Genomic DNA, 23611 nt, shown 5'->3' on the forward strand with positions numbered 1-23611 from the left:
GGGGTTCGGGTACGTCCAGACGCCCGAACCCCTCCGATCCATGTCCCCGCGCCCTCAGCCCGCCAAGGCGGCCGCCGAGTGCGCGGGATGCCAGCAGCGCACGATGTCGCGTACGGAGACCATGCCGACCGCGTTGCGGTCCTCCATCACCACCAGGTGACGGAAACCGCCGCGCACCATGGCGGCGGCGGCCTCCTCGAGGGTCCACTGGGGTGCGGCGAAGACGACGTCGGTGGTGGTGTGGGCGGCGGCGAGTTCGTTGTCGGGGCTGAGTCCGGCACCGACGGCGTTGAGGATGTCGCGCTCGGTGAGGATGCCGAGCCCGCAGGTGTCGGGATCGAGGACGACCGCCGCACCCACCCTGCGGGCGGACATCAGCCGGGCGGCCTGGCGGAGGGTGTGAGCCGGGCCGATCGTGAGAACGACCGTGCTCATGGCTTCGCGTACGAGCATGGGATACCCCTTGGCTGCGTCGTGGGCCGTCTTGAGAACTGTTTCACAAATTCACAAGCTCACGCATTCTCATGTTCACATGCGGAACGGCGCGCAGCAAGGGGCGTGCGGAGGGTGATGGGTGGTACACCGGGGGCGGCCCGGGCCGTGCGGTTCAGGCGCGGTTGAGGAAACCGAGCATCTGCTCGTGCAGCAGTCCGTTCGAGGCCGCCGCATTGCCCCCGTAGGGGCCGTCCGTGCCGTCCAGGCTGGTGAAACGACCGCCCGCCTCCCGGACGATGACCTCGTTGGCGGCCATGTCCCACAGGCTGAGCTCGGGCTCCGCGCAGAAGTCCACCGAACCCTCGGCGACCATCATGTACGGCCAGAAGTCACCGTACGCACGCGTGCGCCAGCAGGAGCGGGTCAGGTCCAGGAAGCCGTCCAGCCGTCCCTGCTCCTCCCAGCCGCCGAGCGAGGAGTACGCGAACGAGGCGTCCTCCAGCCGGCTCACCCGGGACACCCGCAGCCGCGTGGCGGAGGACAGGCTGCGCCCGGTGTACGCGCCGCCGCCCTTCACCGCCCACCAGCGGCGGCCCAGCGCCGGCGCGGAGACCACGCCGACCACGCCCTCGTCGCCGTTCTCGCCGCGCACCATGAGGGCGATGAGCGTCGCCCACACCGGCACGCCCCGGACGTAGTTCTTGGTGCCGTCGATCGGGTCGACGATCCAGCGGCGCGGGCCCGTGCCCTCGAAGCCGTACTCCTCGCCGAGGACGGCGTCGCGCGGCCGCGCGCGGCCGAGCTGGCTGCGGATCAGCTCCTCGGCGCGCTTGTCGGCCTCGCTGACCGGCGTCATGTCGGGCTTGGTCTCGACCTTCAGGTCCAAGGCCTTGAAGCGCTCCATGGTCGCGGCGTCGGCCGCGTCGGCGAGGATGTGCGCGAGGCGCAGGTCGTCGTTGAAGTCCGGCATGGAGCGAACAGTATCGATCGGGGCCTGTCGAGGTCACGCAGGGTGCGCGTGAAGGGTTGACACGAACCGACAGCGCGTCAATTCTTTGCCCACGGCCGCATGACGACGGCGTGGAGGCGGATCATGCCGACAGCGCGTGCATCCCTGCTGGACGCGGCACTGGCCGCGCTGTCCGCCCAGTCGTGGGCGACGATCCGGATGGTGGACATCGCGGCGACCGCCGGAGTGTCGCGGCAGACCCTCTACAACGAATTCGGCACCAAGGAGGGCCTCGCGCGGGCCCTCGCGCGGCGCGAGGCCGACGAACTCGTCGCAGGTGTCCAGCGCGCCCTGACCGCCGCCGCCCAGCAGGGCGGCGACCCCGGCGACTGCTTCGCCGCGGCGACCGGCCTGCTCCTGCAGCAGGCCCGCCGCAACCCCCTGGTGCGCGCCGTCCTGACGGGGTGCCGCGGGGGCCGCGTCCCGGCCGCCGCCATCACCCGCGTCCCGGTGCCCCGGTCGCCCGGGGCGCGGGCGCGCAAGAGCGACCTGCCGCTGACCCCCACCGAGGTGCTGGCGGCACTGCGCGCCGGCGCCGCCGCGGTCATGGAGCGGAGCTTCCCGAAACTGGACTCCGCCGATCTCGCCTGGGCGTGCGAGGCGGCGGTGCGCGTGGGCGTGTCCTACGTCATGGCGCCGCTGGCCACCGACGAGGACGCGTGCCTGCGCGTGGCCCGGCTGGTGCGCGGGATGCTCGGCCGCGGATGGACCGGGGCCGCCTGAACCCGGGGAGGGCGGGTCAGTGCGCGGAGCCGGACAACTGGAGCCCGATGGCGCCGAGGACGACGAGCGCGACGGAGACCAGCTTCAGCGTCGAGACGACGTCACCGAGGAAGGCCATGCCGTAGATCGCCGTCCCCGCCGCCCCGATGCCCGTCCACACCGCGTACGCGGCACCGACGTCCAGCTTCTTCAGCGACAGCGTCAGCAGCCCGAAGCTGCCGAGCGCGAAGACGCAGAAGGCGATGGTCGGCCACAGCCGGGTGAACCCGTGGGAGAGCTTGAGGCAGACCGCGAAGCCGGTTTCGAGGAGACCTGCGACCACCACGAGGAGCCAGGCCATCGAACGCCCTCCCGTTTCCGTCTGTCGATGAGCGATCATCACACAGCATGCCCGGAAATCGGCCGTCAGTCCCCTTCCTTGCGCTCCCGCGTCGCGAGCAGCCGGCGGAGCGAGAAGAGCCGGGCGGGTTCGGCGTGTCCGTCGGCCACCCAGGCGTCCAGCGCGCAGTCCGGTTCGTCGTGGCTGCAGGCCCGCGGGCAGCCCTCCGTGCCCGGCTCGAGGTCCGGGAAGGCATGGATGACCCGCGAGGGGTCGATGTGCGCCAGGCCGAAGGAGCGCACCCCCGGGGTGTCGATGACCCAGCCGTCCTCGCCCTGCAGCGGCAGCGCCAGCGCCGAGGTGGTGGTGTGGCGGCCGCGCCCGGTCACGGCGTTGACATGGCCGGTGGCGCGCTGACGCTCCACCAGGGCGTTGACCAAGGTGGTCTTCCCGACCCCGCTGTGGCCGACGAAGGCGGTGACCCGGCCCTCCAGGTGCTCGCGCACGGCCGCGGTCGCGTCCTCGTCGAAGTTCTCGCGGCTGGTGACCACATAGGGCACGCCGAGCGGCGCGTACGTCTCCAGCAGCGTTTCCGCGGGGGCCAGATCGGACTTGGTGAGCACCAACAGCGGTTCCAGCCCTGCGTCGTAGGCCGCCACAAGGCAGCGGTCGATCAGCCGCGGCCGCGGTTCGGGGTCGGCGAGGGCGGTGACGATCGCGAGCCGGTCGGCGTTGGCGACGACCACGCGCTCGAACGGGTCGGTGTCGTCCGCCGTGCGGCGCAGCACGGAGGAGCGCTCCTCGACCCGCACGATCCGCGCCAGGGTGTCCTTGTCGCCCGACAGGTCACCGACGATGCCCACCCGGTCGCCCACCACGATGCCCTTGCGGCCGAGTTCACGGGCCTTCATCGCGGTGACGGTGCGGTCGTCGACGAGGCAGGTGATCCGGCCGCGGTCGACGGTGAGGACGAAGCCCTCCTCGGCGTCCTCGTGCTTGGGGCGGAGAGTGGAGCGGGGCCGGTTGCCCTTGGGGTTCGGGCGGGACCGGACGTCGTCCTCGTCGGTGTGCTTGCCGTAGCGGCGCATGTCCTCAGACCCGCACCGGGGACGCGGGGGCGGCGGGTGCGGTGCCCAGCATGGCCGTCCACATGTCGGGGAAGTCCGGGAGTGTCTTGCCGGTGGTGGCGACGTTCTCCACCTGCACGCCGTCCACGGCCAGGCCGAGAACCGCGCCCGCGGTGGCCAGGCGGTGGTCGTCGTAGGTGTGGAACACGCCGCCGTGCAGCGGGCGCGGGCGGATGCGCAGGCCGTCCTCGGTCTCGGTGACGTCGCCGCCGAGGCCGTTGATCTCCTTGGTCAGCGCGGCCAGCCGGTCGGTCTCGTGCAGCCGGAGGTGGCCGACCCCGCGCAGCACCGACTCGGAGTCCGCGAGCGCGGCGACCGCGGCGATGCCCGGGGTGAGCTCGCCGACCTCCGACAGGTCGGCGTCGATGCCGTGCACCCGGCCGGAGCCGGTCATGACCAGGCCGGCGTCGGTCAGCTCGCAGGAACCACCCATCCGGGTGAACAGTTCGCGCAGCGCGTCGCCCGGCTGCGTGGTACGCGAAGGCCAGTCGGGAATGACGACCCGTCCGCCGGTGACCAGGGCCGCCGCCAGGAACGGCTGGGCGTTGGACAGGTCCGGCTCGACGGTGACGTCCACACCCAGCAGCGCGCTCGGGTCGACCCGCCACACATTGGGCTCGCCCCCGTTCTCCGGGGTGTCGACCTTGGCGCCGGCGTGCCGCAGCATCTCCACCGTCATCCGGATGTGCGGCATCGACGGCAGGGTGGGGCCGGTGTGGCGGACCTCCACGCCCTGGTTGTAGCGCGGGCCGGACAGCAGCAGGGCGCTGACGAACTGCGAGGAGGAGGACGCGTCGATCGAGACCGGGCCGCCGTCCAGCGCCCCGCCGCCCTGCACGGTCAGCGGCAGCGCGCCGCGCCCCTCGTCGTCGATGCGGGCGCCGAGCGCGCGCAGGGCGTCGATCACGCCGTGCAGGGGCCGCTCGTACGAACGCGGGTCGCCGTCGAAGCGCACCGGGCCGTCGGCGAGGGCGGCGACCGGCGGCAGGAAGCGCATCACGGTGCCGGCGTTGCCGACGTCGACGGTCGCGGGGCCGTGCAGCCCGGCGGGGATGACCCGCCACGCCTCGCCGCCGTAGGGGTTGACCACCTCGTCGATCTGGACGCCCATGGCCCGCAGCGCGTCGGCCATCAGCACGGTGTCCCGGCTGCGCAGCGGCCGGCGCAGCCAGCCGGGCTCGGAGGCCAGGGCCGCCAGCACCAGGGCGCGGTTGGTGACCGACTTGGATCCGGGCACGGTGACCGTGGCGTCGACGGGGGCGGACGCGTGCGGTGCGGGCCACAGGGCGGTGTGCGCGGGAGTACCGGTCATGGAAACCAAGCCTAGTGGTTGAACGTGAGGCTGAATCGCGCACAAAGCGGACGAAACCTGACGGAAACAGGGGTCCGCCCGCAAGGGCTACACGCGGACTACAGCCCCAGCAGCCAGCGGCCGCCCCCGAACAGGGAGAACAGCGCGACCGCGTAGAAGAGCAGCATCCACAGGGCGGCCGGCGTGTGGGTGAGGCGCGCCAGCTGGTCCGCGTCCGAGCTCGGCGCCGCTCCGCCGCGCCTCTTCTGCTGGAGCTCCAGCAGCGGGCGCACGCCGCCCAGGAGCAGGAACCACACCACCAGGTACGCGAAGACCGCCTGCACCTGCGGCCCGGTCTGCCACGACACCAGGAGGAAGAGGCCGCCGGTGACGAAGACCGTCAGCACCCCGTAGGCGTTGCGGATCATGACCAGCATCAGCAGGAGCAGCGCGGTCGCGCTCCAGAGCAGCAGCGTGATGTGCCCGGCCGCCAGCAGCAGCGCGCCGCCCGCCCCGAGGAGCGACGGCGCGGTGTAGCCGGCCGCCGCGGTCAGGACCATGCCGAGGCCGTGCGGTTTGCCGCGGGAGACGGTCAGCCCCGAGGTGTCCGAGTGCAGCCGGATGCCCTGCAGGCGGCGTCCGGACAACAGCGCGACCAGGCCGTGGCCGCCTTCGTGCGCAATGGTGACGGCGTTGCGCGACAGCCGCCATATGGCGTGCGGGAGGACCGCGGCCAGGGCGAGGGCGGCGGTCGCGCCGACCACCCAGACGGAGGGCGCGGGCTGGGTGCCGAAGAGCGAGTCGATGAGCTGCACGGTTCCGCACCCTACGACGGCGGGCTGTGCCCGCGCCGTGGCAATCTGGCACTCATGTGCGGTCGATATGCAGCGAGCCGGCGGCCCGAGGACCTCGTCGACCTCTTCGACGTGCGCAAATGGGACCCCACCGAGGCGCTGGACCCCAATTGGAACGTCGCTCCCACCGACAGCACCTACGCGGTGCTGGAACGCCCCGACAAGGAGACCGGCGAGATCGTCCGGCAACTGCGCGCACTGCGCTGGGGCCTGGTGCCGAGCTGGGCCAAGTCCCCCGAGTCCGCCGCGAAGATGATCAACGCGCGGGCCGAGACGGTGCACGAGAAGCCCTCCTACCAGCGGCCGTTCGCCTCCCGCCGCTGCCTGCTGCCCGCCGACGGCTACTTCGAGTGGGTCACCGGCAAGGACGAGCGGCAGCTGGAGGAGCAGGGCAGGAAGAAGCGGCCCCGCAAGCAGCCGTACTTCGTCACCCCCGCCGACGGATCGGTCTTCGCGATGGCCGGGCTCTACGAGTTCTGGCGCGACCGCACCCTGCCCGACGAGCACCCCCGCGCCTGGTGGGTCACCTGCGCCGTCATCACCACCGAGGCCGACACCGAGCCCTTCGCCGACGCCGACGCCCGCCCCGGCGGCCCGCGCGCCCTGTCCGACATCCACCCCCGCATGCCGCTGTGGCTCACCCCCGACCGGTGGGACGCCTGGCTGGACCCCGCCCGCACCGATCCCGGCGCGCTGCGCGCCCTGCTGGTCCCGCCGGGCCACGGGCTGCTGCGCGCCCATCCGGTGCGCACCGAGGTCAGCAACGTCCGCAACAACGGGCCCGAACTGGTGGAACCGATCGAGGCGCCGGAGGAGGCGACCCTGTTCTGAGCTGTGCTGAGCTGTTCCGACCGTCCGCGGTGGCAGACTGCGACGGTGAACGTGATCTCCGACACGGTCCAGACCGTGCCCACCCCCGTGGGGGACGCCCGCATCACCTGGCACCGGGCGCGCCGGGCCCGCGCCGTCGTCGCGCTGGGTCACGGAGCGGGCGGCGGCATCGAGGCCCGCGACCTGCGCGCGCTGGCGGCCGCGCTGCCGCCGCACGGCTGGACCGTCGCGCTGGTCGAGCAGCCCTGGCGGGTGGCCGGCAAGAAGCTGGCGCCCGCCCCGAAGACCCTCGACGCGGCCTGGACCGCCCTGTGGCCCGCGCTGGCCGCGCCGGGCCTGCCGGTGGTCGCCGGGGGCCGCAGCACGGGGGCGCGGGTGGCCTGCCGCACCGCCGACGCACTGGGCGCGGCCGCGGTGCTCGCGCTGTCCTTCCCCCTGCATCCGCCGGGCAGGCCGGAGAGGTCCCGTGCCGACGAGCTGACCGGCGCGGGCGTCCCGGCCCTGGTCGTCCAGGGCGGCCGGGACCCCTTCGGCAGGCCCGAGGAGTTCCCGCCCGGCCACGAGCCGGTCGAGGTGCCGTACGCCGACCACGGATTCGCCGTCCCGAAGTCCGCGGACCTCGGCCAGGACGAGGCTGTGACGATCCTCACGGACGCCGTGCTGGGCTGGCTGGGGGAGCTTCCGCGACTTCGGGAATGAGCCGCGACCGGGCCGTGTTGTGCGAGGCGTCCAGACAGAAGTTCGTACGTACAGTGAGGAAGCCGCATGGCGACAGCCGCATGCCGCGCCCGTGCCGAGGCGCCTTACCTGGCTTGGCCCGAGTGGCCGGCGATGGGTGGTGCGGCGGGCACGACCAGCGCACCGATCCCGCCCGGGATATCCTCCGATGGCGTGGGGTCGGTGTATGGCCCCGTGACCGTCGTGGAGGAGGTGGGTCCGGTCAGCGGCACCGACGACAGTACGTCCGAGGTACACGAGCAGGTCCAGGTATCCCAGGAGTCGGACCTCGAGCGCAGCGCGCGCTTCGAGCGGGACGCCCTGGAGTACCTCGACCAGATGTACTCGGCGGCGCTGCGCATGACCCGCAACCCGGCGGACGCCGAGGACCTGGTGCAGGAGACGTACGCCAAGGCGTACGCGTCCTTCCACCAGTTCCGCGAGGGGACCAACCTCAAGGCGTGGCTGTACCGCATCCTCACGAACAGCTTCATCAACTCCTACCGCAAGAAGCAGCGCGAGCCCCAGCGCAGCGGCACGGAGGAGATCGAGGACTGGCAGCTGGCGCGTGCGGAGTCGCACATGTCCACCGGCCTGCGCTCCGCGGAGTCCCAGGCGCTGGACCACCTGCCCGACTCCGACGTGAAGCAGGCGCTGCAGGCGATCCCCGAGGAGTTCCGGATCGCGGTCTATCTCGCGGACGTCGAAGGCTTTGCCTACAAGGAGATCGCCGACATCATGGGTACCCCCATCGGTACGGTGATGTCGCGTCTGCATCGGGGGCGGCGGCAGCTGCGCTCGCTGCTGGAGGACTACGCGCGGGAGCGCGGGCTCGTCCCGGCGGGCGCGGGCGACGAGAAGGGCTCGGGCACATGAGCTGCGGCAACGCGCATGAGACGGACTGTTCCGAGGTACTCGACCATCTTTACGAGTACCTGGACAACGAGATGTCCGACGACGCCTGCGCCAAGTTCAAGCAGCACTTCGACGAGTGCCACCCGTGCTTGGAGAAGTACGGCTTGGAGCAGGCCGTCAAGAAGCTGGTCAAGCGGTGCTGCGGCCAGGACGACGTCCCCTCGGACCTGCGGTCCAAGGTGCTCACCCGGATCGAGCTGATCCGCGAGGGCGAGGTCGCGCCGGTACCCGGCCCGCTCGAGGGCGGGGACGCCACCACCGCGGCCTCCTAGACATACCGGCGATCCGGCGGTGCCTCCTGGCACCGCCGGATCGGCATACGGTCCCGTCCGTAGCACGCGAGGTCACGCGGGATCACCCGAAGGCGGGAATCCCGGCCGCTCCCGCGAATGCCGGGGACCGCGCCCCTAGCCTCGTCACGTGCGTGAGATGCGGGTGGTGCGGGAACTTCCGCCGGCGGCGCGGGTCTACCTGCCCGCCGTCGTGCTGTCGGCCTGCGGCGCGCTCGTCGGCGCGCCGTACGACGCCGTTCCCTGGCTGACCGCGGCTGCGCTGGCGGCCCTGTACCTCGCCGGGGAACTCGCGAGGGCCCCGCTGCCGCCGGTGCTGTTCGCCGCCGCGCTGCTGCTGCCGCCCGGCGCGGCCGCCCTCGTGGCGGTGCCGGGCGCGCTGGCCGCTCCGGTGCGGGGCGAGCCCCGCGGAGTGCGCAGGGTGTGGCACGCCGCGCAGCTCTCGCTCGCCGTGTACGCGGCCGCCGGCGCGCGGGGCCTGCTCGACGACGGGCGGTCCGACCGGCTGCCCGGGCTGCTGCTCCCGGCGGCGGGGGTGGCGCTGGTGTTCTGGCTGGTGTCCGCCGCGCTGAGCGGCGGGGTGCTGATCGCCGCGGAACGCGTGCCCCCCGTCCCCGCGTGGCGCGACGCCCTGCTCGGCACCCTCGCGCCGAACCTCACGTACGCGCTGGTGGGACTGCTGGCCGCGGTGCTCTGGCAGGGCCCGTACGGCGGCCTCGCCGCGGTCCTGGCGCTGCTGCCCACCCACATCGCGCGCTGGGTCGCCGGGCAGGCGCAGCGCGAACGCGCCACCCACCAGGCCACGGTGCGCGCCCTGGTGCAGGCCGTCGAGATCAAGGACCGCTACACCCGCGGCCACAGCGAGCGCGTCGGCCGGGCCTCGGCGCTGATCGCCCGCGAGATCGGCCTGCCCGCCGAGCGCGTGGAGGCCCTGCGGCTCGCGGGGATCCTGCACGACATCGGCAAGATCGGCGTCCCGACGCGCGTGCTGCGCAAGGACGGCCCGCTCACCCCCGAGGAACGCCGCATCATCGAACTGCACCCGGGCTACGGCCACGACATTGTGCGCGGCATCGACTTCCTGGACGACGCACGGTCGGCGATCCTCCACCACCACGAGCGCATGGACGGCTCCGGCTACCCGCACGGCCTGGCCGGCGACGCGATCCCCTCCTCGGCCCGCGTCGTGGCCGTCGCCGACGCCTTCGACGCCATGACCTCCGCACGCAGCTACCAGCGCGCCCGGGAGGTCGGCGAGGCGCTGGGGGAGCTGCGCCGGTGCTCCGGCCGCCACTTCGACCCCGAGATGGTCGAGGCGCTGGTGCGCATCGTGGACCGCGACGGCTGGAACCCCGCGCTCACCACGGACGAGCCGGAACCCTTCGCGGCGGGCGGTTCCGCCGGTGTGACCCCGGCCGCCGGACGGGTCGTCGCACCGCGCCGGCACGCCCGCGGCCCCGGCGCCCCGGACCGGACGCCCGGCCGCCGCGGCGGCAAGGGGCGGCGGGCGTGACCGAACCGGCCGGCCGAGGGCACCGGCGCGCCACACCGGCGGCGGCCGCGGCGGACGCCGTGGCCGGGCTGCTGCGCCGCCGCCACCGCGGGCGGACCCCGCCGGTGGCGTACGCCGTGCACGCCCTCGCCGTCGGTGCCGCGGTCGCCGGGCTCGGCTGGACGGCCGTGCACGGGGTGGCCGATCCGGCGTCCGCCGTCGTGTTCGGGGCGCTCGTGGTGGTCGGCGAGGTGCTCCGGGTCGCCGAGGCGGACGGCCGGGAGGCGGCGCCCGCGGCCTTCGCCGGGGCGCTGGGGTACGCACTGGTGGGCGCCGGGACGGTGCCCGTCGTGGTCACGGTCGTCGGCTGCGCCGTCCTCGCCGGGCGGGCGCGCGGCGGGACGTGGGACGCGGCCGCCCGGCGGGTCCTGACCACCGGCTTCGCCGCGGTCTGCGCGCAGCCGCTGTACGGCGGCAGCGGCGGACACCCGGTGTACGCCGTGCTGCTGCTCGCCAGCACCATCCTGTGCGACGCCGTGCTCGCCGCCTGGCTGACCGCCGCCCGTACGCGGGAACCCTTCGCGCCGGTGCTGCGGGACGAGGTGGCCGCGCTGCCCGGCGTCGGTCCGGCGGTGTGCGCGGGCGGAGCGGTGCTGGCGCAGGCGGTGGAGGCCGCGGGGCTGTGGGCCGTGCCGGTGTGCGCGGTGCCGCTGCTGCTGACGCAGACCGCCTTCCGGCGGCACGCCGCGATCCGGGCGACGCGGCGTGCGACGGTCGCCTCGCTCGCCCGGGCCACCGACCTCGCCGGCTACACCCCGGCCGGCCACGCCCGCCGGGTCGGGGCGCTCAGTCACGCACTGGGCAGGGAACTCGGCCTGGGCGGACGGGCCCTGGCCGCGCTGGAGCACGCCGCGCTGCTGCACGACATCGGCCAACTCTCCCTCGTGGACCCGGTACCCGGCGGCGCGACCGCGCCCCTGGACCCCGCGGAACGGCGCCGCATCGCCCTGCTCGGAGCGGCCGTCGTACGCCGGACGGGGGCATCCGAGGAGGTGGCCCGGATCGTGGAGGTCCAGGCCGATCCGTACCGCGAACAGCCGCTCGCCGGGCGGATCGTGCGTACGGCCAACGCCTACGAGGACCTGGCCGGGGGCGGGGCGCCCGTGGGCCGGGGACTGCAGGCGCTGGAACGATTGCGCCTGGACACCGCCCAGGAATACGACCCCCGTGTGGTCGAGGCGCTGACCAGGGTCATTGCCAGGGAAGGGCAGTGAACCGACCGGTAATGAGCGGGCGTACCAAGGGGCATGGTTGGATGCCCGCAGGGGCGCAGAGCGCCCGAGAGGCACGCATGTCGCCCATGCCGGCAAACCGGCGGGCCCGGCCGTGTGTGACGGGCCCCGCCGATGGCAAGGAGGACTGATGAGCACCGCTGAGCACGGGATGTGGGGGGACGGACGGGGCACCGTGGGACACCGGCGAAAGCGAACGGCAGGCGGGACACCTTGAGGATCTTCGGCAGGGCACGCCATCGGCCCTCCGCCACCTGGCGGCAGGCGACCGATCGCGCGTTCACCCTGATCAGCGACGGGCGGTACGAGGACGCCGGCGCGCTCCTCATCCGCGCCGCGGATCTGGAGCCCTGGCGCTCGGAGTCCTGGTACAACCTCGCCCTGCTGCACAAGTTCCGGCACGACTGGGAGCAGGCCCGCACCGCCGGCCTGCGGGCCGTCGCCCTCCTCGACCGGGCCCCCGGAGCCCCCGACTGGTGGAACGTCGGCATCGCCGCCACCGCGCTGCAGGACTGGCCGCTGGCCCGGCGCGCCTGGCAGGCCTACGGACTGCGCCCCGACACCGCCGGCACCGGCCCGATCGAGATGGAGCTGGGCAGCTCCACCGTGCGGCTCTCCCCGGAGGGCGAGGCCGAAGTGGTGTGGGGCCGCCGGCTCGACCCGGCCCGCATCGAGGTGCTGAGCATCCCGCTGCCCTCCTCCGGGCGGCGCTGGGGCGAGGTCGTCCTGCACGACGGCGTGCCGCACGGCGAGCGCAGGACCGCCGACGGCGCCACGTACCCGGTCTTCGACGAGATCGAGTTGTGGGCGCCCTCGCCCGTGCCGACGTGGCTGGTGCTGCTGGAGGCGGCCACCGAGGCCGATCGCGACGCGCTGGAGCAGCTGGCCGCCGACGCGGGGTACGCCGCCGAGGACTGGTCGTCCTCCGTTCGGCTGCTGTGCCGGACCTGCTCGGAGAGCCGGATGCCCACCGACGACGGCTCCGACGCCTCCCGCGACCCCCACGACCAGGGTGAGCCCGGCCACCCCGGGCACCTCAGCCACCGCAGCCCCGGCGCCCTGTGGGCCCCGGAGCGGGAGTGCGGCATCGCCGCCCCCGTGGGGCTGGTGCGCGGGCTGCTGGACAGCTGGGTGGCGGACAGCCCGGACACCCGGGACTGGCGTGATCTCGAAGAGGTCTGCTGATCCGGTCGGGTGCACGTACCCTTGATGGGCTATCGAGCGTTGAAGCAGGCCCCAGGAAGGCGTACGACGGACCATGTCGCAGCAGGACACCGAGCAGACCGCATTCACCGACGACGTGACCGGCGCGGAGGAGCGTGAGGCCGCCCACCGCGAGCGCGGCACCGCCCGCCCCATCACGGTCGTCGGCAACCCGGTCCTGCACCACCCGTGCACCCCGGTCACGTCCTTCGACGACGAGCTGGCCGCCCTCGTCGACGACATGTTCGCCAGCCAGCGTGCCGCCGAGGGCGTCGGCCTCGCCGCGAACCAGATCGGCGTGAACCTGCGCGTGTTCGTCTACGACTGCCCGGACGACGACGGCGTCCGCCACGTCGGCCACATCGTCAACCCGGTCATCGACGACCTGCCCGCCGAGCGCCGCGTCCTCGACGACGGCAACGAGGGCTGCCTGTCGGTCCCCGGCGCCTACGCCGAGCTGCCGCGCCCCGACTTCGCGATCTGCCGCGGCCAGGACCTGCACGGCAACCCCGTCGTCGTCCAGGGCACCGGCTTCTTCGCCCGCTGCCTCCAGCACGAGACGGACCACCTCAACGGCTACCTCTACATCGACCGGCTCTCCAAGCGCGACCGCAAGGACGCGCTGCGTCAGATGGCGGAGCTGACGCCGAAGTACGAGACCGTCCCGAACGACTGACCTTTCCCCCGGGCGGTGAGCCTGTCCTCCCCGGCGCGATCTTGCCGGGGACACACAGGGGAGGGACATTGCGCAACAGAGCGCTGACGGCTGTCGCGGCGGGCGCGGCAGCCCTCGTGGTACTCGGCGCCCCGGCGGCACACGCCGAGGGCCGGGGCGACATCCGGGTCATCAAGACCGTGGTGCACGGCGGCACCGATGTGAGCGTGGGGACGAAGGGCACCGTCGTGTTCCCGATCGTCATGACGATCAGGGACAACTCCGGGGTCAAGAGCGTCTCGCACGTGAGTGCCTTCAACAGGTCGAACCTGTTCGGACCCGTCAGCTGGACGGGTACCCGCTGCACGAAGAAGAGCGCCACCACGTCGGTGTGCACGGCCACCATGGCCATCCACCCGGAGGGGATCCGGCCGTACGGCGAGGGCGGCTTCGAGGGCTGGAACGCCAACCAGGTCGCGGGCCTCTGGCAGGTCAACGCCACGGTGCGGGCGAACGACGGCGACTACTGGATCAGCGACGACATCGCCCGGTTCAAGGTGAGGCGCGGGGCGGTGCTCACCACCGACGCCGGTCCGGAGCCGGTCGCCAAGCGCGGCACGCTCACCGTCAAGGGCCAGCTCAAGCGGGCGGACTGGCAGGACCTGAAGTACCACACCTTCGCGGGGCAGCCCGTGAGGCTCCAGTTCAAGAAGGCCGGCTCCACGCAGTGGAGCACCGTCAAGACCGCCACCACGAACAGCAGCGGCGGCGTGAGCGTCAAGATGACCGCCACCGCGGCGGGCAGCTGGCGCTGGGTCTTCTCCGGTACGTCCACGACGGGGCAGGCGACCTCGGCCGCCGACGCGGTCGTCCTGAAGTGACCGCGGGTGGGGCCCGGCCGATGCGGCCGGGCCCCACCCCCCGCGGTGCGGATCAGAAGTCGTCGTCGAAGGAGACCGAGCCCTCGACCGCCACCTGGTAGGCGGAGGCGCGGCGCTCGAAGAAGTTGGTCAGCTCCTGGACGTTCTGCAACTCCATGAAGGAGAACGGGTTCTCCGAGCCGTAGCGGGCCGGCAGGCCGAGCCGCACCAGGCGCTGGTCGGCGACGCACTGGAGGTACTCGCGCATGGAGTCGGTGTTCATGCCGGGCAGGCCGTCGCCGCACAGGTCGCGGGCGAACTGGAGCTCGGCCTCGACGGCCTCCTCCAGCATCGCGGTGACCTCCTTGCCCATCTCCTCGTCGAAGAGGTCGGGCTCCTCCCGGCGGACGGTGTCGACCACGTGGAAGGCGAAGTCCATGTGCATGGACTCGTCGCGGAACACCCAGTTGGTGCCGGTGGCGAGCCCGTGCAGCAGGCCGCGGGAGCGGAACCAGTAGACGTACGCGAAGGCGCCGTAGAAGAACAGGCCCTCGATGCAGGCCGCGAAGCAGATCAGGTTGAGCAGGAAGCGGCGGCGGTCCGCCTTGCTCTCCAGGCGGTCGATGGACTCGACGGAGTCCATCCAGCGGAAGCAGAACTGCGCCTTCTCACGGATGGAGGGGATGTTCTCCACCGCCGCGAACGCGCCCGTGCGCTCCTCGGGATCGGGCAGGTAGGTGTCGAGCAGCGTCAGGTAGAACTGGACGTGCACGGCCTCCTCGAAGAGCTGCCGCGACAGGTACAGCCGCGCCTCGGGGGAGTTGATGTGCTTGTAGAGCGTCAGCACGAGGTTGTTGGCCACGATCGAGTCGCCGGTGGCGAAGAAGGCGACCAGTCGGCCGATCATGTGCTGCTCGCCGGCGGACAGCTTGGCGAGGTCGGCGACGTCGGAGTGGAGGTCGACCTCCTCCACGGTCCAGGTGTTCTTGATGGCGTCGCGGTAGCGCTCGTAGAAGTCCGGGTAGCGCATCGGACGCAGGGTCAGCTCGAAGCCCGGGTCGAGCAGGTTCTTGGTGGTGCTCATTACTGGCAGGCCTCGCAGGACTCGGGGTTCTCAAGGGAGCAGGCGATCGCGTCGGCGTCGGGTGTCGTCTGCTGGACGGGGATGGCGGCGGGAGCTGCCGCGCGGGCGGACTGGGCGATGCGCGTGGCCGGGCGGGAGCGCAGGTAGTACGTCGTCTTCAGGCCCTGCTTCCAGGCGTAGGCGTACATCGAGCTGAGCTTGCCGATGGTGGGCGAGGCCATGAAGAGGTTGAGCGACTGGCTCTGGTCGAGGTACGGGGTGCGGGCCGCCGCCATGTCGATCAGGGCGCGCTGCGGCAGCTCCCAGGCGGTGCGGTACAGCTCGCGCACGTCGGCGGGGATCCAGTGGAAGCCCTCGACGGAGCCGTTGGACTCGCGCAGGGCGTCGCGGGTCTGCGCGTCCCAGACGCCGAGCTTCTTCAGGTCGGCCACCAGGTAGGAGTTGACCTGGAGGAACTCACCGCTCAGCGTCTCGCGCTTGAAGAGGTTGGAGACCTGCGGCTCGATGCACTCGTAGACGCCCGCGATGGAGGCGATGGTCGCGGTCGGGGCGATGGCGAGCAGCAGCGAGTTGCGCATGCCGGTGGCGGCGACGCGGGCGCGCAGCGCGTCCCAGCGCTCGGGCCAGTTCTCCTCGGTCGCGTAGTGGTCGGGGTGCAGCACACCGCGCGCGGCGCGGGTCTGCGACCAGGCCGGGTGCGGGCCGTGGCGCTCGGCGAGGTCGCAGGAGGCCTCGTACGCGGCGAGCATGATGCGCTCGGCGATCCGGGTGGACAGCGCCTTGGCCTCGGCGGAGTCGAAGGCCAGCCGCAGCTTGAAGAAGACGTCCTGCAGGCCCATCACGCCCAGGCCCACCGGGCGCCAGCGCTCGTTGGAGGCGGCCGCCTCGCGGGTCGGGTAGAAGTTGATGTCCACGACGCGGTCGAGGAAGGTCACGGCGGTGCGGACGGTGGCGTCCAGCCGTTCCCAGTCGAGCGAGCCGTCCTCACCGACGAACGCGCCGAGGTTGACCGAACCGAGGTTGCAGACCGCGGTCTCGCCGTCGTTCGTGACCTCCAGGATCTCCGTGCAGAGGTTGGAGGAGTGGATGACCCGGCCGGGCTCGGCGGTCTGGTTGGCGGTGCGGTTGGAGGCGTCCTTGAAGGTCATCCAGCCGTTGCCGGTCTGCGCGAGGGTGCGCATCATGCGGCCGTACAGCTCGCGGGCCGGGAGGGTCTTGCGGGCCAGGCCGGCCGCCTCGGCCTTGCGGTAGGCGGTGTCGAACTCCTCGCCCCACAGGTCGACCAGTTCGGGCGTGTCGGAGGGGGAGAACAGCGACCAGTCGCCGTCGGCGTCGACGCGGCGCATGAACTCGTCCGGGATCCAGTGCGCCAGGTTGAGGTTGTGGGTGCGGCGCGCCTCCTCACCGGTGTTGTCGCGCAGTTCCAGGAACTCCTCGATGTCCGCGTGCCAGGTCTCCAGGTAGACGCAGGCCGCGCCCTTGCGGCGGCCGCCCTGGTTGACGGCGGCGACGGAGGCGTCGAGGGTGCGCAGGAACGGGACGATGCCGTTGGAGTGGCCGTTGGTGCCGCGGATCAGCGAACCGCGGGAGCGGATACGGGAGTACGACAGGCCGATGCCGCCGGCGTGCTTCGACAGCCGGGCGACCTGGTGGTAGCGGTCGTAGAGGGAGTCCAGCTCGTCCAGCGGGGAGTCCAGCAGGTAGCAGGAGGACATCTGCGGGTGCCGGGTGCCGGAGTTGAAGAGCGTGGGGGAGCTGGGCAGGTAGTCCAGCCGGCTCATCAGGCCGTAGAGCGCGGCGACCTCGTCGAGGGCGCGGGTGGTGTGGTCCTCGGCGAGTCCGCAGGCCACGCGGAGCATGAAGTGCTGCGGGGTCTCGATGACCTGACGGGTGATCGGGTGGCGCAGCAGGTAGCGGCTGTGCAGGGTGCGCAGGCCGAAGTAGCCGAAGCGGTCGTCGGCGCGGCCGGCGAGGGCGGCGTCGACCAGGCCGTCCAGTCGGGCGGCGTGGGTGGCCACGAACTCGGCGGTGCCGTCGGCGATCAGGCCCTCGCGGTGGCCGACGGCGATGGACGCGGAGAAGGACACGGCTCCCTGGCCGGCCGCCTCCTCGGCGACGGCGACCGTCAGCAGCCGGGCGGCGAGGCGGGAGTACTGGGGGTCCTCCGAGATCAGTCCGGCGGCGGCCTCGGTGGCCAGCGCCCGCAGTTCCGCCTCGTCCGCCGCGGCGCTGCGGCCGCGCAGCGCGGCGGCGGCGACCCGGCCGGGGTCGGTGTCGGGGAGGTCTGCGGTCAGCTCCGTCAAGGAGCTCAGCAACTCGGTTCCCGGTGAGGCGGGGTCCGATGCGGTGGCGGGTGCTGCGGGCGCGATGGTCACGTGTGCTCTCTCCCTCGAACGGCGACGACGCGGGAGGGAGGGACGGGGCGCACGCAGGGCAGGGCATGCCCGCGGCGCGTCCGCCGGCCCAACCCGCGAGGCCCGGACACTTCACCGTCCGGACGGCGCGCCGGACGGTGCCGTCGGCAGGTACTCGGACTCGCGGGCATGCCTCCGAGGCGCCCGCACACCGTTGCGGGGCAGTCCCGGATTCCCACCGGCTTCCCCTGCGGCGACAGCGGAGTCGAGCATACATCTAGTGGCGCCTGCCCATGGCGCCACCAGATGTTGTGTCGGAGCGGTCACGGATTGCCCGGTTCACGCGTGCCAGTCGTGGCCGTCCCGGGAGTCGTGGACGTGTCCGGTCAGGGCGGCGAGCGCCAGGAGGAGGAAGAAGACCAGTGCGGTGGCGGTGGCGAGAAGCGTTTCCATGCCCTCGACTGTGCTCCTCGCCGGCCCCCGCCGGGAGTGGCAGGACTGACGTACTCCCTCGAAATCCTGCCACGCCTCTGCCGTGCCTCTGCCATGCTGGGCGCATGCTGCAGAACGTGGCCGTGGTGCTGCTCGACGGCGTCCATCCCTTCGAACTGGGCGTGGTCTGCGAGGTGTTCGGGCTCGACAGATCGGCCGACGGGCTGCCGGCGTACGACTTCGCCGTGGCCTCCGCGGAGGGCCCCACGCTGACCTCCCCGGGCGGGTTCACCATCGGCACCTCGCACGGGCTGGAACGGCTGGAGGAGGCCGACCTCGTGGCCGTGCCGGCCGGCGACTCCTATGTGCGCCGGGAGTACCCGCCGGAGCTGCTGCGGGCGCTGAACCGCACGGTGGAGCGCGGTGCGCGCGTGCTCAGTGTGTGCTCGGGCGTCTTCGTGCTGGCGGCCGCGGGCCTGCTGGACGGCCGCCGCTGCGCGGCGCACTGGCGGCACGCGGAGGAACTGGCGGCCCGTTACCCGCGGGCCCGCGTGGAGCCCGACGTGCTCTACGTGGACGAGGACCCGGTGATCACCTCGGCCGGCACCGCCGCCGGGATCGACGCCTGCCTGCACCTGGTCCGCAAGGAGCAGGGCAGCGACGTGGCCAACGCGATAGCGCGGCGCATGGTGGTGCCGCCGCACCGCGAGGGCGGCCAGGCGCAGTACATCGAGCGGCCGTTGCCGCGCACCCAATGCGACACCGTGGGCGAGGTACTCGGCTGGATGGAACGCCACCTGGACCGCGAGGTGAGCGTGGACGAGCTCGCGGCCCGCGCCCACATGTCGCCGCGCACCTTCGCCCGCCGCTTCCAGCAGGAGACCGGGACGACGCCCTACCGCTGGCTGCTGGGTCAGCGGGTGCTGCTGGCCCGGGAGTTGCTGGAGGCCACCGACGCGACGGTGGACGCGGTCGCGCTCCGCGCCGGCTTCGGCAACGCGGCGACGCTGCGCCACCACTTCGCGCGCTGGGTGGGGACCACCCCGCAGGCCTACCGCCGTGCCTTCCGGCGGCCCGAGCGGGCGCGTACCGCGTGACGACGGGGCCGTCGCCCTGTCCCTGGGCGGGCGGCCACCGCCGGGGTCGCCGGCGTCGGCGGTGTGGTCCCGCCGGGCCGTCTCGTCCACGTCCTCGGGCGCCTTGAGGGTCCATAGGACCAGGGTGAGGACGACGCCCCACCGGCGGGCGGCCACCGAGGCGCGGTCGCGCTCCTCGCAGGCCTGCCGCCGTGCCTTCCGGCGGCCCGAGCGGGCGCGTACCGCGTGACGACGGGCCGCCGCCCCGTCCCAGGGCGGCGGCCCGCGACCGTGGCCGGAGGCGGCCGTCAGTGGCCGGCGACCACCGGCAGTTCCCGCTGGACGTCGGGGTCGCCGGCGTCGGCGGAGTAGTCCTGCTGCGCCGTCTCGTCCACGCCCTCAGGTGCCTTGACGGCCCGGAGGACGAGGGTGAGGACGACGCTGACCACCACGTTGAGCACGAAGGCGGTCAGGCCGATGTAGCCGATCTGCCCGATGACCGGGATGGTGTCGGAGGAGCCGCCGAAGTGCTTCTGGGCGGGGCTCGCGACGCCGTAGGCGACCCAGGTGCCGTAGACCATGCCGACCGCCCAGCCGGCCAGCAGCGCCCAGCGGTGGAACCAGCGGGTGAACAGCCCGCCGACCAGGGCCGGGAAGGTCTGCAGGATCCAGATGCCGCCCAGCAGCTGGAAGTTGATGGCGACCGTCTTGTCCATGGTGAGGACGAAGACCAGCGCGCCGACCTTGACCAGCAGTGAGACGATCTTGGAGACCTGGGTCTCCTGCGCCGGGGTGGCGTCGGGCTTGATGAAGTCCTTGTAGATGTTGCGGGTGAACAGGTTCGCCGCGGCGATCGACATGATCGCGGCGGGCACCAGGGCGCCGATGCCGATCGCGGCGAAGGCCACGCCCGCGAACCAGGACGGGAACATGTTCTCGAACAGCTGGGGGATCGCCAGCTGCCCGTTGTAGCCCGTGATCCCGGCCCCGACCCCGCTGGCCAGCGCCATGAAGCCGAGCATCGCCAGCAGGCCGAGCATCAGCGAGTACAGCGGCAGCACGGTGGTGTTGCGGCGGATGACGTCGCGGCTGCGGCTGGAGAGCACCGCGGTGACCGAGTGCGGGTACATGAACAGCGCGAGGGCCGAGCCCAGCGCCAGCGTCCCGTACGCCCACTGCGCCGTGTCGCCGGGCGCCAGCGCCCCGCGGGGCTTGCCGGTGGCCGGGCTCACCTGCGAGTAGGCCTCGCCCGCCTTGGCGAAGATGTGGTCGAAGCCGCCGAGTCTGATCGGTATGTAGATGATCGCCACGGCGATGACGATGTAGATCAGGGTGTCCTTGACGAACGCGATCAGCGCGGGCGCGCGCAGGCCCGAGGAGTACGTGTACGCGGCCAGCACGCCGAAGGCGATGAGCAGCGGCAGGTCCTTGACGAACCAGTTGGACGAGGCGCCGCCGCCGACGCCCATCACGTCCAGCACCGCCTGGATGCCGACGAGCTGGAGCGCGATGTAGGGCATGGTGGCGAGGATGCCGGTGACGGCCACCGCCAGGGACAGGCCCTTGGAGCCGAAGCGGCCGCGGACGAAGTCCGAGGTGGTGACGTAGCCGTGCTTGTGGGACACCGACCACAGCCGCGGCAGGAAGGTGAAGACCAGCGGGTAGACCAGGATCGTGTACGGCACGGCGAAGAAGCCGGCCGCGCCCGCCGCGTAGACCGCCGCCGGGACGGCGACGAAGGTGTAGGCGGTGTACAGGTCGCCGCCCAGCAGGAACCAGGTGATCCAGCCGCCGAAGCTGCGGCCGCCGAGCCCCCACTCGTCCAGGTGCAGGGAGTTCTCGGCCTTGCGCCAGCGCGCGGCCAGGAAGCCGAGCACCGTGACCGCCACGAAGAAGAAGATGAAGACGGCGAGTGCTACGCCGTTGACCCCGTCCTTCACTTCGACGCCTCCTTCCGTGCCCGCTCCTCACGGCGGACCAGGACGTACGCGGTGTACGTCAGGCCCGAGGAGAGGAACACCCACAGCATCTGGTACCAGTAGAAGAACGGGATGCCGATGAACTCGGGGGTCAGCGTCGCGTACGAGCCGACCCAGAGCATCGCGACGAACGGGATGACGAGGCAGACACCGGCGATCACACGGGTGGGGGTGACCACCGGTGGCCGGGCCGGAGTTCCGGTTGGTTGCTCGGACATTGCTGCGGCTCCGTCCTGATCTCACTCCTGTGTAATGCGCAGGAAATCTAGGTCAGGCACCGGCGCACGTCACTACCCGTCCGCATTGCGGTATGGAAACGATCTCCAGGGACGGGAACCTTCCGGGAACTTCCCGGCATCCTCACCGGACTACGGCCGGCGCAGCCGTGCCACGAACTTGTAGCGGTCGCCGCGGTAGACCGAGCGCACCCACTCCACCGGCTGCCCGCCGGTGTCGATGGAGTGCCGGGACAGCAGCAGCATCGGCAGCCCCACGTCGGTTCCGAGCAGTCCGGCCTCGCGCGGGGTGGCCAGCGAGGTCTCGATGGTCTCCTCGGCCTCGGCCGGCCGCACGTCGTAGACCTCGGCGAGCGCGGTGTAGAGCGAGGTGTACTTGGCCAGGCTGCGGCGCAGCGCGGGGAAGCGCTTGGCCGACAGATGGGTGGTCTCGATCGCCATCGGCTCGCCGTTGGCCAGCCGCAGCCGCTCGATGCGCAGCACGCGGCCGCCGGCCTTCATGTCCAGCAGCTCGGCCAGCCGGTCGTCGGCGGTGATGTAGCCGATGTCCAGCAGCTGCGAGGTGGGCTCCAGGCCCTGGGCCCGCATGTCCTCGGTGTACGAGGTGAGTTGCAGCGCCTGGGAGACCTTCGGCTTGGCGACGAAGGTGCCCTTGCCCTGGATGCGCTCCAGCCGTCCTTCGACGACCAGCTCCTGGAGGGCCTGGCGCACGGTGGTGCGGGAGGTGTCGAACTCCGCCGCCAGGGTGCGCTCCGGGGGCACCGGCGAGCCGGGCGGCATCGTCTGCGTCAGCTCCAGCAGATGGCGCTTGAGCCCGTAGTACTTGGGCACCCGGGCGGTTCGTCCGGCCGCGGTCGCCGCGGTCTCCGCGGACTCCGTCACCGCCGCTCCGGTCTCGCCGTCGCTGTCCATCGCCTGTGCTCCCGTGTGCTGTCGTGCTGCCGTCACCGGCTCCTCCGTCATTCGCGGCTCACATCGTGGCACGGTCGGGGCCCAAATCGCGTTACGGGCCCAGATGTCGGTCCGGTAACGGACGCGACCGGTGCTCTTATACACCCTTGACACCCCTAAAGGTCTAGGCCAAGCTTCGGGCACTGGTCTACACCACTTGGTACTCACTGCCCTGGGGAGGGTGTTGTGAAGCGCAAGCTGATCGCGGCGATCGGTGTCGCAGTCATGGTCGCCGGCGTTGCGGCCTGCGGTTCGGACGACAAGGGTTCCGACAAGGCCGCCGCGCCCAAGGAGATCACCGTCTGGCTGACGGTCGACGCACAGAAGAACTGGCCCGAGCTGGTGAAGCAGGCGGACGACGCCTTCACGGCCGCGCACAAGGACGTGAAGATCCACCACGAGTACTACGAGTGGACCGCCAAGAACCAGAAGCTCGACGCCGTCCTCGCCACCAAGAAGGTGCCGGACGTGGTCGAGATGGGCAACACCGAGACGCTCGGGTACCTGGTCAAGGGCGCGTTCGCCCCGATCGACAAGAGCAAGTTCGAGAACTCCGGTGACTGGCTGGACGCCCTGGAGGGCTCCGTCACGTACAACGGCAAGACCTACGGCGTGCCTTACTACGCCGGCGCCCGTGTCGGCACCTGGCGCAAGGACGTCGCCAAGGCGGCCGGCGTCACCAAGACCCCCGCCACCTGGGCCGAGCTGACCGACGCCCTCGACAAGATCCAGAAGAAGAACGGCGACAAGTTCTCCGCCTGGTACCAGCCCAGCCGCGACTGGTACACCGCGCTGGCCTTCGTCAAGGACGCCGGTGGCGACGTCGCCAAGGAGGACGGCGGCAAGTGGACCGCCTCCCTGTCCGACCCCAAGTCCATCGAGGGCCTGAAGACCTGGAAGGGCGTCCTCGACAAGTACTTCCACGGCGACAAGAACAAGGACGAGTCCGACCGCTACATCGTCTACGGCCAGGGCAAGTCCGCGCTCATCTACGGCGCCAGCTGGGAGGGCGGCGCCGCCGCCGACCCGAAGACCGACAAGACCGGCAAGCTCAAGGACAACCTGGAGACCTTCGCGCTCCCCGGCCCGAACGGCGACCTCCTGCCGAACTTCATCGGCGGCTCCGACCTGGTCATCCCGGTCAAGTCCGCCGCGCAGGACCTCGCCGCCGACTGGATCAACGACTTCACCAACACGGCCGCGCAGAAGGTCCTGATCTCCAAGGGCAACCTGCCCAACGCCAAGTCCCTGCTCGCCCCGCTGAAGGACGACCCGGCCACGGCCGCCTCGGCCCGCGCCAACGAGAACACCTGGTTCGTGCCGACCGCGCCGGGCTGGCTCCAGGTGGAGAAGAAGCAGATCCTGCAGAACATGCTCAACGACATCGCCGTCGGCAAGGCGACCATCGAGGACGCCACGAAGTCCGCCGACGAGCAGATCAACGCGGTGATCAACGCCGGCTGACCGGGGGTCGGGGAAACCACAG

At 72.1% G+C, this 23611-nt stretch carries 23 protein-coding genes and 1 riboswitch; of the genes, 12 read left to right on the forward strand and 11 right to left on the reverse strand.

Translation table 11 applies throughout. The features are described from left to right. Nucleotides 1–54 precede the first annotated feature (54 nt). Both ACIP9H_RS10190 and hisN read right to left on the reverse strand, forming a co-directional pair. A complete protein-coding gene (locus ACIP9H_RS10190) occupies nt 55–453 on the reverse strand; it encodes a cyclic nucleotide-binding/CBS domain-containing protein (protein ID WP_401580553.1) in 399 nt (132 codons plus the stop codon). Between the two features lie 154 nt (nt 454–607). Next, the gene (hisN, locus tag ACIP9H_RS10195; protein WP_360907232.1) at nt 608–1405 is read right to left on the reverse strand and encodes a histidinol-phosphatase; all 798 of its coding nucleotides are present in this window, start codon (nt 1403–1405) and stop codon (nt 608–610) included. A 123-nt stretch (nt 1406–1528) separates the two neighbouring features. On the opposite strand from hisN, the gene ACIP9H_RS10200 reads away from it, so the two are divergent. Beyond that, on the forward strand, nt 1529–2167 hold the full coding sequence (locus ACIP9H_RS10200) for a TetR family transcriptional regulator (protein WP_401580551.1): 639 nt from the start codon (nt 1529–1531) through the stop codon (nt 2165–2167). Nucleotides 2168–2183: 16 nt separating this feature from the next. Here ACIP9H_RS10200 and ACIP9H_RS10205 read toward each other — a convergent pair whose 3' ends face one another. The 4 genes from ACIP9H_RS10205 to ACIP9H_RS10220 all read right to left on the reverse strand — a co-directional run bounded on the left by ACIP9H_RS10205 (nt 2184) and on the right by ACIP9H_RS10220 (nt 5719). Further along, complete coding sequence (locus tag ACIP9H_RS10205; RefSeq protein ID WP_401580549.1) at nt 2184–2507, reverse strand: DMT family transporter; 324 nt, start codon at nt 2505–2507, stop codon at nt 2184–2186. A gap of 65 nt (nt 2508–2572) precedes the next feature. Next, nucleotides 2573–3574 (reverse strand): ribosome small subunit-dependent GTPase A, encoded by a 1002-nt coding sequence (rsgA, locus tag ACIP9H_RS10210; protein WP_401580547.1) that lies wholly within the window; start codon nt 3572–3574, stop codon nt 2573–2575. 4 nt (nt 3575–3578) lie between these two features. Further along, nucleotides 3579–4925 (reverse strand): 3-phosphoshikimate 1-carboxyvinyltransferase, encoded by a 1347-nt coding sequence (gene aroA, locus ACIP9H_RS10215; RefSeq protein ID WP_401580545.1) that lies wholly within the window; start codon nt 4923–4925, stop codon nt 3579–3581. 98 nt (nt 4926–5023) lie between these two features. Then, nucleotides 5024–5719 (reverse strand): M50 family metallopeptidase, encoded by a 696-nt coding sequence (locus ACIP9H_RS10220; RefSeq protein WP_401958596.1) that lies wholly within the window; start codon nt 5717–5719, stop codon nt 5024–5026. Nucleotides 5720–5773: 54 nt separating this feature from the next. Here ACIP9H_RS10220 and ACIP9H_RS10225 point away from each other — a divergent pair, with 54 nt between their 5' ends. The 9 genes from ACIP9H_RS10225 (at nt 5774) to ACIP9H_RS10265 (ending at nt 14034) form a co-directional block, all read left to right on the forward strand. Next, a complete protein-coding gene (locus tag ACIP9H_RS10225) occupies nt 5774–6589 on the forward strand; it encodes an SOS response-associated peptidase (protein WP_401580541.1) in 816 nt (271 codons plus the stop codon). 45 nt (nt 6590–6634) lie between these two features. After that, entirely contained in the window at nt 6635–7288 is a 654-nt protein-coding gene (locus tag ACIP9H_RS10230) for an alpha/beta family hydrolase (protein WP_401580539.1), read from the forward strand. Between the two features lie 231 nt (nt 7289–7519). Next, on the forward strand, nt 7520–8182 hold the full coding sequence (locus ACIP9H_RS10235) for a sigma-70 family RNA polymerase sigma factor (RefSeq protein WP_384278624.1): 663 nt from the start codon (nt 7520–7522) through the stop codon (nt 8180–8182). Further along, complete coding sequence (gene rsrA / locus ACIP9H_RS10240; RefSeq protein ID WP_360907217.1) at nt 8179–8493, forward strand: mycothiol system anti-sigma-R factor; 315 nt, start codon at nt 8179–8181, stop codon at nt 8491–8493. The genes ACIP9H_RS10235 and rsrA overlap by 4 nt, the downstream gene beginning before the upstream one ends. Nucleotides 8494–8659: 166 nt before the next feature. Beyond that, nucleotides 8660–10024, forward strand: coding sequence for an HD-GYP domain-containing protein (locus ACIP9H_RS10245; RefSeq protein WP_401958647.1), 1365 nt, complete (start codon nt 8660–8662; stop codon nt 10022–10024). Nucleotides 10025–10092: 68 nt separating this feature from the next. Further along, complete coding sequence (locus ACIP9H_RS10250) at nt 10093–11277, forward strand: HD-GYP domain-containing protein (RefSeq protein ID WP_401958649.1); 1185 nt, start codon at nt 10093–10095, stop codon at nt 11275–11277. Nucleotides 11278–11508: 231 nt separating this feature from the next. Continuing rightward, nucleotides 11509–12480: a tetratricopeptide repeat protein gene (locus ACIP9H_RS10255; RefSeq protein ID WP_360907215.1), complete on the forward strand. Its 972-nt coding sequence runs from the start codon at nt 11509–11511 to the stop codon at nt 12478–12480. 73 nt (nt 12481–12553) lie between these two features. Continuing rightward, a complete protein-coding gene (gene def / locus ACIP9H_RS10260) occupies nt 12554–13174 on the forward strand; it encodes a peptide deformylase (protein WP_401580537.1) in 621 nt (206 codons plus the stop codon). Between the two features lie 68 nt (nt 13175–13242). Next, nucleotides 13243–14034, forward strand: a complete 792-nt coding sequence (locus ACIP9H_RS10265; RefSeq protein WP_401580535.1) for a hypothetical protein — start codon at nt 13243–13245, stop codon at nt 14032–14034. A gap of 52 nt (nt 14035–14086) precedes the next feature. On the opposite strand, the gene ACIP9H_RS10270 is transcribed toward ACIP9H_RS10265, so the two are convergent. After that, complete coding sequence (locus tag ACIP9H_RS10270) at nt 14087–15097, reverse strand: ribonucleotide-diphosphate reductase subunit beta (RefSeq protein ID WP_401580534.1); 1011 nt, start codon at nt 15095–15097, stop codon at nt 14087–14089. Beyond that, nucleotides 15097–17472, reverse strand: a complete 2376-nt coding sequence (locus tag ACIP9H_RS10275; protein ID WP_401580532.1) for a ribonucleoside-diphosphate reductase subunit alpha — start codon at nt 17470–17472, stop codon at nt 15097–15099. Before ACIP9H_RS10275 ends, ACIP9H_RS10270 begins: the two co-directional genes overlap by 1 nt. Nucleotides 17473–17599: 127 nt before the next feature. Then, nucleotides 17600–17741: riboswitch (cobalamin riboswitch) on the reverse strand. Between the two features lie 267 nt (nt 17742–18008). On the opposite strand from ACIP9H_RS10275, the gene ACIP9H_RS10280 reads away from it, so the two are divergent. Further along, nucleotides 18009–18980 (forward strand): helix-turn-helix domain-containing protein, encoded by a 972-nt coding sequence (locus ACIP9H_RS10280; protein ID WP_401580530.1) that lies wholly within the window; start codon nt 18009–18011, stop codon nt 18978–18980. 287 nt (nt 18981–19267) lie between these two features. Here the strand turns inward: ACIP9H_RS10280 and mctP are convergent, their stop codons facing one another. The 3 genes from mctP to ACIP9H_RS10295 all read right to left on the reverse strand — a co-directional run bounded on the left by mctP (nt 19268) and on the right by ACIP9H_RS10295 (nt 22086). Beyond that, nucleotides 19268–20899 (reverse strand): monocarboxylate uptake permease MctP, encoded by a 1632-nt coding sequence (mctP, locus tag ACIP9H_RS10285; RefSeq protein ID WP_401580529.1) that lies wholly within the window; start codon nt 20897–20899, stop codon nt 19268–19270. Further along, nucleotides 20896–21156, reverse strand: coding sequence for a DUF3311 domain-containing protein (locus ACIP9H_RS10290; RefSeq protein ID WP_401580527.1), 261 nt, complete (start codon nt 21154–21156; stop codon nt 20896–20898). The genes mctP and ACIP9H_RS10290 overlap by 4 nt, the downstream gene beginning before the upstream one ends. A gap of 150 nt (nt 21157–21306) precedes the next feature. Continuing rightward, nucleotides 21307–22086 carry a GntR family transcriptional regulator gene (locus ACIP9H_RS10295; protein ID WP_401581123.1) on the reverse strand — a complete coding sequence of 260 codons (780 nt, stop codon included), beginning with the start codon at nt 22084–22086 and terminating at the stop codon, nt 21307–21309. Nucleotides 22087–22311: 225 nt separating this feature from the next. On the opposite strand from ACIP9H_RS10295, the gene ACIP9H_RS10300 reads away from it, so the two are divergent. Next, on the forward strand, nt 22312–23589 hold the full coding sequence (locus ACIP9H_RS10300; protein ID WP_401580526.1) for an extracellular solute-binding protein: 1278 nt from the start codon (nt 22312–22314) through the stop codon (nt 23587–23589). The last annotated feature ends 22 nt before the right edge of the window (nt 23590–23611 follow it).

It is taken from the genome of Streptomyces sp. NPDC088732, from assembly GCF_044751205.1.
Lineage (GTDB): Bacteria > Actinomycetota > Actinomycetes > Streptomycetales > Streptomycetaceae > Actinacidiphila.

Coding starts and splice junctions, on each gene's coding strand:
- aroA (WP_401580545.1), bottom strand. CDS start 4,925: ATGACCGGTACTCCCGCGCACACCGCCCTGTGGCCCGCACCGCACGCG.
- ACIP9H_RS10205 (WP_401580549.1), bottom strand. CDS start 2,507: ATGGCCTGGCTCCTCGTGGTGGTCGCAGGTCTCCTCGAAACCGGCTTC.
- ACIP9H_RS10290 (WP_401580527.1), bottom strand. CDS start 21,156: ATGTCCGAGCAACCAACCGGAACTCCGGCCCGGCCACCGGTGGTCACC.
- rsrA (WP_360907217.1), top strand. CDS start 8,179: ATGAGCTGCGGCAACGCGCATGAGACGGACTGTTCCGAGGTACTCGAC.
- def (WP_401580537.1), top strand. CDS start 12,554: ATGTCGCAGCAGGACACCGAGCAGACCGCATTCACCGACGACGTGACC.
- ACIP9H_RS10280 (WP_401580530.1), top strand. CDS start 18,009: ATGCTGCAGAACGTGGCCGTGGTGCTGCTCGACGGCGTCCATCCCTTC.
- ACIP9H_RS10270 (WP_401580534.1), bottom strand. CDS start 15,097: ATGAGCACCACCAAGAACCTGCTCGACCCGGGCTTCGAGCTGACCCTG.
- hisN (WP_360907232.1), bottom strand. CDS start 1,405: ATGCCGGACTTCAACGACGACCTGCGCCTCGCGCACATCCTCGCCGAC.
- ACIP9H_RS10200 (WP_401580551.1), top strand. CDS start 1,529: ATGCCGACAGCGCGTGCATCCCTGCTGGACGCGGCACTGGCCGCGCTG.
- ACIP9H_RS10225 (WP_401580541.1), top strand. CDS start 5,774: ATGTGCGGTCGATATGCAGCGAGCCGGCGGCCCGAGGACCTCGTCGAC.
- ACIP9H_RS10190 (WP_401580553.1), bottom strand. CDS start 453: ATGCTCGTACGCGAAGCCATGAGCACGGTCGTTCTCACGATCGGCCCG.
- rsgA (WP_401580547.1), bottom strand. CDS start 3,574: ATGCGCCGCTACGGCAAGCACACCGACGAGGACGACGTCCGGTCCCGC.
- ACIP9H_RS10295 (WP_401581123.1), bottom strand. CDS start 22,086: ATGGACAGCGACGGCGAGACCGGAGCGGCGGTGACGGAGTCCGCGGAG.